This is a genomic window from Streptococcus cristatus (genome assembly GCF_001588905.1).
Lineage (GTDB): Bacteria > Bacillota > Bacilli > Lactobacillales > Streptococcaceae > Streptococcus > Streptococcus cristatus_N.
In genome coordinates this window covers 1-14,748 of sequence record NZ_LAWH01000063.1, presented here as the reverse complement: position 1 = coordinate 14,748, position 14,748 = coordinate 1, and the positions used below count along the sequence as shown (strand labels likewise).

The window sequence follows — 14,748 nt, the reverse complement described above, 5'->3', positions numbered from 1 at the left end:
CGGTGGCACCTGTGGCTCCAGTTGCGCCTGTTGCACCCTTAGGCCCAGTTGGTCCCGCATTACGTTTGACAACCATGATGGTATCTACAGGATCAACGTAATTGTGCCCCTTAAATCCTCTTACAGTTCCACCATTTTTAAGTGTCTCAAGTTCTTGAGCTGTAAACTTAGGATTTGGTACGTCATTTAGGTTTTCTGGTTTTGGTCCTACAACAATAACTTGTCCGTCTTTACCTTGTTGGTAGACAATCTGAGAACCAGTTTGATTGTCAAAGGCGCGTTTTTGATCTGGAGTGGCATTCTCATAATCTACGACTCTGACATTATGTGGAATATCCATGACAAATCTGTCATAAGACTTTTCTGGTTCTGGTGCTGGAACTTCATTGACATATGCTGCAGGAGTATAAGTCAAATTAGGGTTAGTTACGACGTTATTCGCTTTTACGTTGGTATTAAATGAGAACCATTGGCGAATTGGACGTGGCCAGTGCTGACCAGGGTTAGTGGTAGCAATATCAAAGCTCAATGATGTACCACTTGTAACTTTTGCAGCACCCGCTCCCCAGAATTCATTTGGATTACCTTGTTGGTCCCATTGATATTCAGTTTGGCCTTTATAAGAGTTATTCTTACCATTTGCATAGTACCAACCATTTGCCTGTGGAACGATAGAAGAACCTACAATTTGTACATTCTGCATATTTGAGCTCAAATTACCATAAATTTCAGCATAAATATCGTCCCCGTGGTGGTTACGTGAGGCGAAAGAAACAACACCTGGTGTTTTACCAAAGTCTACCTTTGTACCATCCGCATAATAGAATTCCCATTCCATATGCAATTGGTTACCCGTTCCTTTACGATCATAGCTAGATCCATTCCAAACTGTCATAGTTGGATCTTTATGGATAGCCATTACCATACTATCATCATAAGCAGAACTCTTCTTAGGCGTATATCGAGCAATAGCTTTCGTAATAGGTCGACCACCGGCAAATGAGTTATGCAAGGTGTACTCTACTGTTGTGGTTCTACCAACTTGCGTATGAACCATGTAGTAAGCATCTGTTTGATCCTTGATGATTCGCTCTGCTGCCGGTTGGCTTGTATCGGCTCTAGTGATAACTGCATTCGGTTGAGTAGTTGTCCCGTCTCGCCATTCACTGTAGCTCCGACTATCCAAAGCTTCACGAACATATTGATTTCGGGATAAGAGGGTACTGTCTTTGACAAACCAGTCTCCTTGTGCCAGCCTAATCTTAGCTGTTGCATTTGGCTCATCAGAGAAAACGAGGTTTTGCGGAGCAATTTGTTGCAAGCTTCCTTCTTTACCTGTTAATTGTTGAGCTCTTTGTTTAGCCGTCAAGTAATCAGAGATTTTTCTATTCATTGCCTGAGCTTCAGTATTTTGAAGATCAGCTGCTTGACGTTCTAATCTGCGTCTTTCTTCGTCAGTTGTTGCAGTTCCAAAATTTCTAAGCTGGTTCGGTGTAACCGGCAAGTTCTCTTGTGCTGCTCTATCCAACTGAGTTTTCAAGGCATTCGCTTGAACTGTAGCTAGATTACCATCTTGAGTAACAGTATAGTCAGATCCTTGGCGAGCAGCACCAGTATTTCTGAATCCTGATGTACCACTAACACTTCTGAATCCTGATGTGCCTGAACGCTTAGGTTGTGCGGCTGCACTAGCTTCAGTACTTGCTGTTTTATCTTCTTTTGGCTCAGCCTTTTCTTCTGCTTTAGCTTCTTTCGGAGCATTTGTTTCTTCTGACTTTTCGTCTTTTGAAACAGCAGCTTCTTCTGCTTTAACTACATCTTCAGTGCTAGGTGCTGCTTGTTCCTTAGCTTCAGTTGCTTGAACATCTGCACTTACTGACGCAGCATTCTTTTCAGGTTCGACTTGTGCTTCAGTTACCGGTTTATCAGACTCTTTTTCATCTGAAACTTTAGTAGTTTCTGCTACTTGAGCTGCTTGGTCTTGTGCAGAAGGACTAACTTCTTGCGCACTTGCAACTCCCCCTCCTAGAAAGAAAATACTTGATCCTAGAAAAACTGAACATGCGCCCCATGCTCTCGTCTTACGAATTGTAAAACGTTGCCTTTCTATTTTCTTCCAGTCTTGTCCCATGTATTGGAACCCTCCTTATTATTTAAAATTGTCACTCCCTCAAGTGTACCATATAAGTGGGATTTAAGCAATTTTATAGCCCTTTTATTACTTAATCATTTTTAGTAAATCTGTCCATTTTTTGAGTATTACTATTTCAAAAATTCACAGTAAATTTTATAAATGTTTCTGATCTATTCAAACAGTATGTTTATACATTTTTAGTTTATAGATTTGATTAATTATTCTAGGCATATAAAAAATCCTGAAAATAAATTTCAGGACTCTGATATGTTCAATATGGTTAAAGAAAAACTTTTTTAGGTTTATAAGCTTCTTCCCTTTTTTCTAAGATGGCGATAAGGTTACCTTTATGAAAACCAGCCAAGATTGTTGCCGCATTTTCAATGGAAATAAAGCGACCAAAGCGGACTTCCTCTAACTGCTCTATCGTTAGTTCAATCTTTGGTAGATCACCTGTCCCCAACTCCAGAGGCTGAAGAAATGTAAAATCCTCCACTGCTACTCGCTCCGCTATTTCATCCAAGGTCAAAGCATCATCCAAGCTCATACCTGCTGAAGAAGTCCTTGTCAGCTGGGACATGTGACTGGCAAAGCCCAGCTTGGCTCCCAAATCAACAGACAGGGTTCGGACATAGGTCCCCTTGCTGCACTTGACCCGAAAGCGAAAACGAGCTTGCTCATCTTCATAGGAAATCGGACTTGTGCGCTCAAAACTATAGATGGTCACCTGCCGCTCTGGTCGCTCCACTTCTTGACCTGCACGCGCATACTCATAAAGCTTGCGACCATTGACCTTGACTGCAGAGTACATAGGCGGAATCTGGCGAATCTCACCAGTCATAGACTCCATCGCTTCATCGATAAGGGCTTCTTCTAAAAGCTCTGTCACTGGCGTCCGCTCAAGAATTTCGCCACTAGCATCCTCTGTCGTCGTTGAGCAGCCCAGAGTAATTTCACCTTCGTAAACTTTGCCTTCCTCCTGCATAAACTCGACCAAGCGCGTCGCCTTGCCCACAGCAATCGGAAGTACTCCAACTACATCTGGATCCAAGGTGCCCCCGTGACCAATTTTCTTCGTTCCTAAAATTTTGCGCAGCTTAAAGACCGCATCATGCGAAGTCATTCCCGCTTCTTTTCTTAAGTTGATAATTCCGTTCATTGTCTTGTTTTCTTACTTCTCCTTTAAAGCTTCAAACTTCGCTTTCATAGTAGGATTTTTGCGTGTCAATTTTTTGACAGAGATGTCGTCCAGTTTATTATTAGCCAAGCGCAGCTGGTTTTCAGAGGTCGTCAGGAATTTCTTGATTTCTTCCATCCGACGGATGGCCTTGTCAATCTCCTCGATAGCCTTGCCGAAATTGGTCGAAGCAGACTGATAGTTCTTGGCAAAAGCAACTTTAAAGGCATCCAAATCTTCCTCAAAATGCGTAATATCAATGTTCTGCTCCCGCACCAAGGCCAGTTCCTGCTTATACTGGAGCGAGTTGAGCGCAGCATTACGCAAGAGGGTAATCATAGGCAGAAAGAACTGAGGCCGGATGACATACATCTTCTCATAGGCATAAGATACATCGACAATACCCGAATTGTAGAGCTCGCTGTCAGCCTCAAGAAGTGTCACCAGAATAGCATACTCACAGCCTTTCTCCCGCCGGTCCTTATCCAGCTCTTTGAAAAAATGCTCGTTCTTCTTCTTGGTCGCTGTCTCATCGCCTTCATTTTTCATTTCAAACATGATGGAGAGGATTTCCACACCATTTTCATCCACCTCACGGTAAATGTAGTCGCCCTTGCTGCCTGTTCTGGCATCATTGTCCTTGCCAAACTCCGCTCGCGGAAACATGGCCATACGGTTCTTGTTAAACTCGAACTCACAGTGCTGTTCCAAACTCTCGCCAATCATTTTAGTAGACTGCTTGGCTTTGAAATCCTTGTAGAACTCTATGGTCTCATCTTTCTGCCGCAGCTCTACCTCATAGCGCTCTTTAAGCGAGGTCTGAGCGAGTGCCGCTTCCTTTTCTTGCAAAACTAGCTGATTCTTAACCTCGTCGCGCTCTTTTTCCAGCGCAGACAAGGTCTTTTGCAATTGATTTTCATGCTCCAAGCGCAGAGTTGTCAGCTGACTTTCCAATTGCTGGACTTCCTTATCCTTCTCCTGCAATTGAAGACTAGCTGCCTGCTCCGCCTCTTTCTTTGCCAATTCCTGCTGGGTCTCAAACTGAGCAATCTGGCTTTGAAGCTTGCTAATTTCCTGCTCTTTCTGCGATAGCAAAGCTTGTTGGGCATTCTGGGATTTTTGCTCTGCTAAAGCTAGCTCCTGCTCAATCCGAGCATGGATTTCCTTGTCAAACTCTGCAGTCCGAACCTGCGACAAAAGCTCACTGTACTGGCTCTCATTGACAGTAAAAACCTCCCCGCAGTTGGGGCATTTGATTTCATTCATGGGGTACCTCATTCAAGATTTTTCTCTACTTCATTATATCATTCTTCCCTTTAAATGAAAAACAGCAAGCCGTTAGCCTGCTGTCTCAGTTTATCACTCCTCCATCTCAATCCGCCAGCTGGCGGCTGTTTTTCTTTCTCGGATAAATTTACTGTAGATACCTTGTTTGGCCAGTAAGTCTTGATGTTTTCCTTGCTCAACAATGCGGCCTTGATCCAGCACCAAAATCTGATCTGCATGCTCAACCGTCTTAAGTCGGTGGGCAATCATGATAATTGTCTTATCGCGAGTCAAAGCCTGAATAGCCTGCACGAGGGCTTCTTCGTTTTCTGGGTCAACATTGGCTGTTGCTTCATCCAGAATGATAATAGGTGCATCCTTGATAATAGCTCGAGCAATGGAAATGCGCTGGCGCTCACCTCCAGAAAGGCTAGCACCTCCTTCACCAATCTTAGTGTCATAGCCATCAGGCAGTGAGAGGATAAAGTCATGACAGGCCGCTTTCTTGGCAGCCTCTATCACTTCTTCTTGACTGGCCTCCGGCTTGCCAAAACGAATGTTATTGGCAATGGTATCCTCAAAGAGATAGACGCTTTGGAAGACAAAGCTGAAATTGCGAATCAGGCTGTCATAGCTATAATCCCTGGCATCATGCCCGTCCAGACTGATACTTCCTTGGTCCACATCCCAGAAGCGGGCGATGAGGTTGCAGAGCGTTGTTTTGCCAGAGCCAGAAGGTCCGACCAGAGCAGTTGTCGTTTTTTCGGGAATGGTGAGGGAAACCTGGTCAATGATTTTCTTATTTCCATAAGAGAAGCTAACATCTCTCAGCTCAATACGGCTGCTCTTAGGCTCAATATCCTGACCGCTGATGTCCATCGGCTGAATAGCCAAGACTTGATTGACCATATCAACCGACAGATCAACAATGCGCAGGAGAGAAGAGAAAGAGCCAACGCCGTCTAGATTTTCATAAATCATAAAACCACTGACAATCATCATAATGGTTACCAGCAGCTCCATACTGCCATTGAGATAAAAGTAGATAGAGAAAAGCCCCATAAAAAGACCGGTCAGCTTGGTCACCATGCCTTGCAGGGCAATGTAAGGTGAGGTCACGAGTGTCATTTTGGTATCTAGCTGACTCTTGCCTTCAATAGCTTTGGACAGCTTCTTGGCAGAACGGTTGACCAGATTGTAGTTCTTAACTTCAGCAATCCCTTGGCTATACTCCAAAACAACGGCTACTAGGTCCATATCCGCCTTATACTTGTCATCAGAAACCTTGCCAACTTGCCAACGCATGAGGGTATTGGGCAGGAGAAAGAGGACGAGCCCCCCCAAGAGAACCAGACAAACCCGCCAGTCATAGAGAAAGACCAAAATAGTGATGAGTCCAGTCGTCAGAAATCCCTGCACTGTCATCATAACCACTCGCGTAGCTACATCAGATAATCCTTCCAGCGTATTAGTCGTAACACTGGTAATCTTGCCTAGGCTATTTTGATTAAAGTAACCCATGGGCAGATAGCGCATGTGCTCGGCAATTTCAATCCGTTTCTGAGCACAGGTATGATAGCCCGCTTCCGTCTGTAGCATGGTGATTTTCAGGGTAATCCAGACGTTTAGCACAGTGGATACCAACATGATAGCCAGAGCCAGCCAGAAGGTCTTCATGGAGAGATTCTTCTCAATCAGTCCCATAACGACTAGGCCGATCGCTGGAATACGCAGAGCGATGATAAAGGACTTGATGACGCCCAGATAAATGGATTGATAAAATTTCCTACGGTCCTCTGCCGTACAGAAATCAAAGAATTTCTTCAGTATATTAAGCATGAGTCAGCCCTCCTTCCATTTCACCACTATCCCTGGTTGCAATATGGGCCTGCCACATGGAAGCATAAAGCGGACTTGCTGTCAGCAAGTCTTCATGTCGTCCTCTAGCTTCAATCCGACCATTATTGACCAGGACTATCTGGTCTGCACTCATAATCGTAGACAGCCTGTGAGCAATGACAATCAAGGTCCGTCCTTCAATCAGACGAGCTAGACTGGACTGGATCCGTGCTTCATTTTCCGGATCTGTATAAGCAGTCGCTTCATCCAAAATAAGAATCGGCGCATCCTTAAGCATGGCACGGGCGATGGCAATCCGCTGGCGCTCACCACCAGATAGATGACCGCCGCCAGAGCCTACCTGAGTTTCAAAGCCGTCTTCTAAGTTCATGATAAAGTCATAACAGCCGCAGCGACGGGCAATTTCGATGACCTCTTCATCAGAAGCTGCTGGATTTCCCATCCGAATATTTTCCATAATAGTCTCATCAAAGAGATAGTTATCCTGGGTCACATAAGCAATCTGCCGACTGTAATAGTCTAGCGGAAGCTGACGAATATCCAAGCCACCATAAGTAATCTGACCAGAACTGACATCCCAGAAAGAAGCTAGAAGCTTGGCAATTGTAGACTTACCTGAGCCTGATGGCCCAACTAAAGCATTGATGCTGCCAGCCTTAATATCTAGCGAAATTCCATGCAGCACCTCCTCTTCATCTGTATAGCCAAAGCTGACATCCGTCAAGACCAGATCCCTTCCTTTTGGAAGTTCTCGAAGCTCCTTAGGCCTTTTCAAATCAGGCTTTTCCAAAATATCAATGACTTGGCCAAAAATAGTGCCGATTTTCCGTAAATCGTCCATGTAACTAGCCACTAAAATCAGAGGAGTCAGCAGACTGAGCGAAAGAATAATCATCAGAATGAAATTGCCGGCAGTCAAACTGCCTTGCAGATAGAAATAACAGCCAGCCGGCAGCAGAAAGAGCAAGCCTGATGGCAGAAAAGCAGTCACAATGCCCATCTCCAGATTGAACTTGCGCATCCATTCAATAAAGCAGTCTGCTCCTTCTCTAGCAGCTGTCACAAACTTATCGTAAGAGAACTTTTCTTTGCCAAAGACCTTGATAACTTCAATCCCATTGATGTATTCCACCGCTGTATCATTGAGTTTTTTGGTCTTGACCAGAGTATTTTGATAGTCTGCTTCGCTATTGACAGCCATCCGCACATAGGCCAATATCACAATAGGAATAGTCAGGAGAGACAGCAAGGTTAGCCGCCAATCAATAACCAGCATAGCAATGAAAACAATAATCGGACCAAAAATCCCGGCGGTAAACTCTGGAATCAGGTGAGCCAAGGTCGTTTCGGTCGCATCTACCCGCTCAACGATAATGTTCTTATAACTGCCTGATGACTGACTGAGCACTGTACCTAGAGGCAGCCTAGCCAGCTTGTCTGTCAGGCGGTGCCGCATTTCCGCTAGAATCTTAAAAGTAGCCGTATGCGACAGCATGGTGGAAATACCGTGGAATCCCCAGTAGCCAATCCAGGCCAGACCTGCCCACGCTGACTGCAGCAGGTAGAAATCCCAGTTTTTATTGCCAGCCAAGAGCTGATTAATCATTCCACCAATAAAGAAATAAGGCAGAAATCCTGAAATTACAGAGGCAAAGGCAAAGATCAGACTGAGCACAAAATATATCTTATGAAGGTAAACAAAGTCCCAGATCCAAGCAAGAACAGATTTTTTCTTCATAGAATTTCCTTCTTTCTATCAAAAACCGAGCAAACCTCCCCAGTCAAACAAGTCCATGATGGAATGGCAAAATTCCAGCGCCTGCTCTTGGGGCCAGTCTTGAGCCAAGGGCTCAAATACAGCTGTGTAATAAGCTATCATGCACGATCGCAGAAACTCGTGTTTGACTAAATGGTTGTTCTTCCCCTCTTTGTAAGCCAGCTCCAAATAGCGATAAGTCTCGTCTGTAGCCAAATGAGGCAGACGCATCCTGAAGTCCGCTTGCGAAGAACCCTGAGATTTAAAGAGCAAGAGCTGCATAATATCCTTATGCTCATAGAGAATCCGCATCAGGGACTGGAGATCCTCTAAGCGATGTGCCCACATGCCAGACAGGTGTCCCTCTTCTAGGAAAGCATAGTCACGTCGCTTCTGCTCTTGTCCATACTGATCTAAGGCTGTCAGAGTAGGCTCAAGCAAGGCAGCAAAGAGACTGTCCTTACCCTCATAGCGCTTATAAAGAGCCCCAGTCGTCAAGCCAGCCGTGCGACAAATTCTCCGCAGTGAAGCATCCTGATAGCCATAAGCCAAGAACTCACTCCTCGCGCTTTCCAAGATTTTTTCGTTTAACTCATCTGTTTCTTTTTTCATGCTTTCAATTCGATAACACTGTTATCACCTTTCTTTTTTTATTATAAATTCTGACAATTTAACTGTCAAGGAAAAACAAAAGAAAAATGGGATAAGCTGTTGATTTTAACATCCACTTCTTCTTAGAGCAAAGTATCCATCCATGCCATCCACAGGTTTACTTTCACTCGACCTAGCATGGATAGCTTTTTGAAAAACAAAAGGCACTCGTGCCGACTTTAAACAAGCCATCTACGAGTGTCTCTCTGCACCACTTTATATGATGATGTAATATCTCATTTTGAAATTCTATTTTTTCTTCAAAGGAATCAAAATGACATTATCCTACTTACCAAGTTCTTGCGTCCTCTTGTAAGCAGCTTGAACGGCAGCCATGACCGTTCCTCGAAAGGCATTTTCTTCCAGACTGGCTACCCCAGCGATGGTCGAACCAGCTGGACTGCAGACTTGATCTTTGAGCTGAGCCGGATGTTGGCCACTGATCTGACTTAGTTTAGCAGCGCCTAAAAGGGTCTGATTGGCCAGTTGAAGGGCTATGTCGCGACTAAGTCCTGCTCGGACACCTGCATCCGCTAAAGCTTCTATAAAGAGATAAACGAAGGCTGGTCCACAGCCAGCAAGAGCTGTCGCCGCATCCAGCTGCTTTTCCTCCAGTTTGACCAAAAGGCCAGCTGAAGACAGAAGTTCCCGCAACATATCTTCGTCCGCTTGATTCGCCTGCTGGGATAAGGCATAGCTAATAACGCCCTCACCTACGGCTACTGGTGTATTAGGCATGATCCGAATCCAACGATGGTGGCGAGGTGTCAATTTTTCTAACGTTTCCAAGGACAAACCAGCAGCCATTGAAACTAGGAGAAGAGAATCTCGTTTTTCTAGAATTTTCCGATAATCAGCCAGCAAGTCAGCAAATTGAGCTGGTTTGATACCCAGAAAAATCACTTCTGCCTGAGCAAAAATTTCTGCATTACTAACCGGCTGGCCACCAACTTCTGCAGCAATCTTTTCAGCTTTATCCCAACTGCGATTGGCCAGTAGCAATTCGCTTCTATATCTTTCATCTTGGGCAACTAGGCGAGCGAGACTACCCCCCATATTTCCCAGACCGATAAATCCAATTTTCACCATTATTTCCTCACTTGACCATTCCCTTGGATGACGTACTTATAGCTAGTCAACTCTTTCAGCCCCATAGGACCTCTAGCATGCAGTTTTTGAGTAGAAATCCCCATTTCGCAGCCGAGTCCAAATTGACCGCCATCTGTAAAGCGGGTTGAAGCATTGACATAAACCGCTGCGCTATCCACCTGCTCTGAGAAGTAAGCTGCCGCTGCAGCCTTCTCCGTCACAATGGCATCCGAGTGATGAGTGCTGTGAGCCTCAATATGCTCCACCGCTTCTTCCAGCGAGGAAACCAGCTTGACCGCTAAGACATAGTCCAAGAATTCGGTATCAAAATCTTCCGATTTAGCTTGTATTCCCGAGATATACTGAGCCGCTTTCTCATCCAAACGTAATTCAACAGACTTCTCTTGTACAGCATCACGATCAGTCACCAAGATCTTCTGCAAACGTGGCAAAAATTCAGCTGCAATTTCTTCATGAACCAGCAGTACTTCCATGGCATTGCAGACAGAAGGGCGACTGGTCTTAGCATTCTCAATAATCGCCAAAGCCTTGTCCTGATCAGCATCCTTATCTACATAGACATGGACAATTCCAGTACCTGTCTCAATAACCGGCACAGTCGCATTCTCCACGACTGCCTGAATCAATCCCGCGCCACCACGAGGAATGAGCAAATCCAGATAGCCCTTGGCCTTCATCATGGCCTGAGCTGAAGCCCGACTGGTATCAGAAACCAACTGGATACAATCCGGCGAAATCTTTGTCTGAGCCAAGCCTTCTTTCAAAGCTGTGACAATAGCTTGCGCTGTCTGATAGGCATCCTTGCCACTTCTGAGAACGACTGCACTGCCACTCTTTAGCGCCAGAGCCGCAGCGTCTGAAGTGACATTAGGCCGGCTTTCATAGATAATCCCAATCACGCCCATAGCCACTCGCTTTTTACTGATGACGAGGCCGTTCTCAAGCTCAGTCCTTTCCAAGACTTGCCCTACAGGATCCTCCAAGTCAATCAGCTGGCGAATGCCTTCTGCCATAGCAGCAATGCGATCCTCATCCAGATAGAGGCGGTCCAGCATCACATCTGAAATCTTACCTTTTGCCGCTGCCATATCCAGTTCATTGGCCGCTAAAATATCAGTACGAGAAAGCCAGAGCTGCTTTGCCATCTCCTCTAATGCTTGATTTTTCTCAGCAGTTGTAGCTGTGTTGATTGATTTTTTTGACTTTTTTACAATTTCAAATAATTCTTGTGTCGAGGTCATAGCGCCTCCTTTCGTAAGATACAATAATTCCTTTTTTCTGTTGGCGAAGATCTTGGAGAGTTGGGGTAAAGGAAATAAGTAAGCTCCTATTTCCACTTAAAATTCAGAAAAAAGCAGTTGGAGCTCAGGAGTAATAGAAATCCAATCGTCACGATGAATCACGACTCCCTTTGGCTTGCTAGAACGCAGCATGTCCTTGAGGGCAGATTTACCAAAGCGCACGCGCCCCTTTCCTAAAATCGCACCAGTCTCTTCTTCGTACACCGTCACCGTATCTTGGTAAGAAAAATGCCCCTCTAACCTAACAATTCCTGATACCAGAAGGCTTTTGCCATCGTAGCGGAGTGCCTGTGCCGCTCCCTCATCTACATAGATGGCACCCTGGCTCTTAGCATAAAAGGCCAGCCACTGCTTTTGCGTCTTCAAGCCCTTATCCTGTGCCGAGAAAAAGCTTCCATCTCGAGTCTGGCTAGCAGCCTCCAACAAAGCATTGCTTTTAAGGGACGAACAAATATAAACTGGTACGCCAGACATGGTCGCCAAAGTTGCTGCTTTGATCTTAGTCAGCATGCCACCAGTGCCATTGCTGGAGCCCGCACCGCCTGCCATGTCAATCAAATCGCTAGAGATCGTCTCAATTCTTTCAAGACGTTGGGCAGTCGGATCTATAGCCGGATTGGCTGTGTAAAGCCCACCAACATCTGTCAAAAGTACTAAAAGATCCGCCTGAACCATGGCTGCCACCTGAGCACTGAGCGTATCATTGTCCCCCACCTTTAGCTCCTCGATAGAAACTGTGTCATTTTCATTGATAATGGGAATGGCACCCCGATTAAGGAGGACTGACAGAGCTTGGTGGGCATTTTTGTAACGTCGCTTATCCGCAAAATCATCCTGCGTCAGCAAAATCTGGGCAGATACAATCTTCTTCAGAAGCAGATTGGTAGTATACTCCTCTAGGAGAAGGCCCTGACCAACAGCTGCCGAAGCCTGTTTATCGGCTACTTTAGTTGGGCGTTTTTTAAAGCCTAGAGACGAAAAACCTGCCGCAATGGCTCCAGACGATACCAAAATCAACTCATGTCCGGCTTCGTGTAAGACCGATAATTGATGCGTGATTTCCCGCACCTTTGCCCGCGACAGGCTACCATCAGGATTTGTCAACGAGCTCGTTCCAACTTTAAATACAATACGCTTTGCTTTCATAGCTTCTCTTTTCCTTACTAGATTTTCTTATTATACCATAAGGACAGGAAAATTAAAAAAACAATCCTCCCTATTTCTGCTCTCCTAGCAATAGAAAATATGCTATAATATTCACAAATACTATTGGAGAAAAACTATGATTAAACTAATTGCCCTTGATATGGACGGAACCTTGCTGACTGAGGAAAAAAATATTCCTCAAGCTCATATTGATGCCATTCACCAAGCTATCCAAGCTGGAGTCAAGCTGGTTCTCTGTACAGGCAGACCGCTCGTGGGAGTCAAGCCTTACTTTCAGGAGCTGGGCTTGGAGAATGAAAATGAATATGTCATCGTAGACAATGGCTGCGCTATCCATCAGACTAGCGATTGGCAGGTCGTTGACTGGCAAGAATTAAAGCCCGATGACATTCGCTATCTCTACAGTTTAGCCGAGCAGAGCCAAGTACAGTTAACCTTGTTTGATGAAGAGCATTACTTCGTCGTAGGAGAGAAAGCCAGCAAAATTGTGACAGATGATGCGGCTCTTGTCTTTACGACTCCTACTGAAATCAGCCTTGAAGAAGCTTGTAGCGGCCAGCATCGAATGTTTCAAGCTATGTTTCTAGGAAATCCTGAGCAGGTAGATGATTTTGAGACTAAGTTCGCTCAAGAACTCTGCCAACGATTCAGTGGCGTCCGTTCCCAGCCTGTCATCTACGAGGCGATGCCGAAAGGTGTTACCAAAGCCTTTGCCCTAGAGCGTCTAGCGCAACGTCTAGAGATCAAACCTGAGGAAATCATGGCACTGGGCGATGCGAATAACGATATTGAGATGCTGCAGTTTGCTGGCTTGGGCGTTGCCATGGGAAATGCTAACCAACATGTCAAAAACTTGGCCGACTATGTAACAGATAGCAATGAAGAAAATGGCGTCGCCACAGCTATTGCTAAGTTTATCCTAGGGCACTAATCCTGTACTCAACATATTTCCATAAATTAAAAAGACAGCTGTAGGAGAGAGAGCAACTGTCTTTTTTTGATATAAATCAACTAAGTTTAGAGGGAGAGCCTTTCTCCTTTGGCTTAAAACAATTCTTTATATAAAGCAATGGTTTCTTCCAAAGTCGGCATGAAAGGATTGCCAGGTGCGCAAGCATCAATCAAGGCATTCTTAGAAAGGTATTCAAAGTCAAAGTCCTTTTCTTCAATACCAAGCTCGGTCAATTTCTTAGGAATACCGACCGTTTCGGACAAGGTTTCGATTTCCGAAATGGTATATGCTGCACACTCTTCATCAGTCTTGCCTTCGGTATGCAAGCCTAAAGCTTTAGCTAAATTTCTAAAGGCTGCTGGCACACGTTTGGCATTTTCACGCTCAACTACTGGCAGGAGCATAGCACAGCAAACGCCATGAGGCAAATGATAGACCGCACCAAGCTGGTGAGCCATCGAATGCACATAGCCCAGACCTGCATTGTTAAAGGACATGCCGCCAAGAAAAATAGCATTGACCATAGCTTCACGGGCTTCTATATCATGACCATTAGCGACTGCTCGCGGCAAATATTCCTTGATCAACTCAATAGCACCAATAGACAACTTCTTGGTCACGCCATAAGCGCCAGGAGTTACCAAGGCCTCAACAGCATGAGTCAAAGCATCCATCCCAGTTGCTGCCGTTAAATTAGCTGGTTTGGAAACCATGAGCTCTGGGTCATTGACAGAGATGAGAGCCAAGCTATTTTTATCAACCATCACCATCTTAACCTTGCGTTCTTCATCCGTGATTACATAGTTGATAGTGATTTCGGCAGAAGTCCCTGCCGTGGTGTTGATAGCTACAACTGGCATACCCTTTTCTTTAGACTTGTGGAGCCCTTCATAATCCTGCGGCTTGCCCCCATTTGTCGCCATGATGGAAATACAGCTAGCAGCATCCTGCGGAGAACCACCACCAACACTGATGATAAAATCACAGTCATTTTCCTGAAGAGTAGCTAAGCCATCGTAGACATTCTTACAAGATGGATTTGGGTCTACATCTTCAAAAACCACATATTCAATGCCTTCTGCTTCTAGCGGCTTGATGACTTTTGGCAAAATGTCACTGGATGCAATGTAGTGGTCTGTAACGATGAGAGCTTTCTTGAAGCCCAGCTCTTTGACATGACCGCCAAATTCATTGATGACACCCTTACCAATCAAATTGACTGATGGAACGTAGAAAACTGACATAATGATTTCCTCCTTAATTGAGCACAAGGCTCTGTTGTATATGTTAATATAATTTTACTACTTTCTCTTCTACTTTTCAAATAATTATACAAGTCAAAATAGAAAAAAGAGAGTGGGACAGAAATCGGTA

11 protein-coding genes are annotated in these 14,748 nt (G+C 44.9%); 1 reads left to right on the top strand and 10 read right to left on the bottom strand.

Translation table 11 applies throughout. From position 1 onward, the window contains the following. The 9 genes from A0765_RS09550 to proB all read right to left on the bottom strand — a co-directional run. The coding region (locus tag A0765_RS09550) for a GbpC/Spa domain-containing protein (RefSeq protein WP_142325665.1) at nt 1-2,131 on the bottom strand (2,131 nt) is incomplete at its 3' end. A gap of 283 nt (nt 2,132-2,414) precedes the next feature. Continuing rightward, a complete protein-coding gene (truB, locus tag A0765_RS09545; protein WP_062006334.1) occupies nt 2,415-3,293 on the bottom strand; it encodes a tRNA pseudouridine(55) synthase TruB in 879 nt (292 codons plus the stop codon). 12 nt (nt 3,294-3,305) lie between these two features. Continuing rightward, nucleotides 3,306-4,577, bottom strand: coding sequence for a DUF2130 domain-containing protein (locus A0765_RS09540; RefSeq protein ID WP_062006332.1), 1,272 nt, complete (start codon nt 4,575-4,577; stop codon nt 3,306-3,308). 93 nt (nt 4,578-4,670) lie between these two features. After that, a complete protein-coding gene (locus A0765_RS09535; protein WP_062006330.1) occupies nt 4,671-6,416 on the bottom strand; it encodes an ABC transporter ATP-binding protein in 1,746 nt (581 codons plus the stop codon). Then, on the bottom strand, nt 6,409-8,175 hold the full coding sequence (locus tag A0765_RS09530) for an ABC transporter ATP-binding protein (protein WP_062006328.1): 1,767 nt from the start codon (nt 8,173-8,175) through the stop codon (nt 6,409-6,411). Before A0765_RS09530 ends, A0765_RS09535 begins: the two co-directional genes overlap by 8 nt. Before the next feature lie 18 nt (nt 8,176-8,193). After that, nucleotides 8,194-8,805 carry a TetR/AcrR family transcriptional regulator gene (locus A0765_RS09525; protein ID WP_062006327.1) on the bottom strand — a complete coding sequence of 204 codons (612 nt, stop codon included), beginning with the start codon at nt 8,803-8,805 and terminating at the stop codon, nt 8,194-8,196. A gap of 324 nt (nt 8,806-9,129) precedes the next feature. Further along, on the bottom strand, nt 9,130-9,930 hold the full coding sequence (proC, locus tag A0765_RS09520; RefSeq protein ID WP_062006336.1) for a pyrroline-5-carboxylate reductase: 801 nt from the start codon (nt 9,928-9,930) through the stop codon (nt 9,130-9,132). Nucleotides 9,931-9,932: 2 nt separating this feature from the next. Continuing rightward, entirely contained in the window at nt 9,933-11,195 is a 1,263-nt protein-coding gene (locus tag A0765_RS09515) for a glutamate-5-semialdehyde dehydrogenase (RefSeq protein WP_062006326.1), read from the bottom strand. 96 nt (nt 11,196-11,291) lie between these two features. Then, a complete protein-coding gene (gene proB / locus A0765_RS09510) occupies nt 11,292-12,401 on the bottom strand; it encodes a glutamate 5-kinase (RefSeq protein ID WP_062006325.1) in 1,110 nt (369 codons plus the stop codon). A gap of 136 nt (nt 12,402-12,537) precedes the next feature. Between proB and A0765_RS09505 the strand changes: the two genes are divergently transcribed. Beyond that, nucleotides 12,538-13,353, top strand: coding sequence for a Cof-type HAD-IIB family hydrolase (locus A0765_RS09505; RefSeq protein ID WP_062006324.1), 816 nt, complete (start codon nt 12,538-12,540; stop codon nt 13,351-13,353). Between the two features lie 113 nt (nt 13,354-13,466). Here A0765_RS09505 and A0765_RS09500 read toward each other — a convergent pair whose 3' ends face one another. Further along, complete coding sequence (locus tag A0765_RS09500) at nt 13,467-14,618, bottom strand: iron-containing alcohol dehydrogenase (RefSeq protein ID WP_062006323.1); 1,152 nt, start codon at nt 14,616-14,618, stop codon at nt 13,467-13,469. Nucleotides 14,619-14,748: the final 130 nt, after the last annotated feature.

Bases quoted from the DNA above. Each gene is read 5' to 3' on its own strand.
- truB (WP_062006334.1), bottom strand. From the start codon at position 3,293: ATGAACGGAATTATCAACTTAAGAAAAGAAGCGGGAATGACTTCGCAT.
- A0765_RS09540 (WP_062006332.1), bottom strand. From the start codon at position 4,577: ATGAATGAAATCAAATGCCCCAACTGCGGGGAGGTTTTTACTGTCAAT.
- A0765_RS09535 (WP_062006330.1), bottom strand. From the start codon at position 6,416: ATGCTTAATATACTGAAGAAATTCTTTGATTTCTGTACGGCAGAGGAC.
- A0765_RS09530 (WP_062006328.1), bottom strand. From the start codon at position 8,175: ATGAAGAAAAAATCTGTTCTTGCTTGGATCTGGGACTTTGTTTACCTT.
- A0765_RS09525 (WP_062006327.1), bottom strand. From the start codon at position 8,805: ATGAAAAAAGAAACAGATGAGTTAAACGAAAAAATCTTGGAAAGCGCG.
- A0765_RS09515 (WP_062006326.1), bottom strand. From the start codon at position 11,195: ATGACCTCGACACAAGAATTATTTGAAATTGTAAAAAAGTCAAAAAAA.
- proB (WP_062006325.1), bottom strand. From the start codon at position 12,401: ATGAAAGCAAAGCGTATTGTATTTAAAGTTGGAACGAGCTCGTTGACA.
- A0765_RS09505 (WP_062006324.1), top strand. From the start codon at position 12,538: ATGATTAAACTAATTGCCCTTGATATGGACGGAACCTTGCTGACTGAG.
- A0765_RS09500 (WP_062006323.1), bottom strand. From the start codon at position 14,618: ATGTCAGTTTTCTACGTTCCATCAGTCAATTTGATTGGTAAGGGTGTC.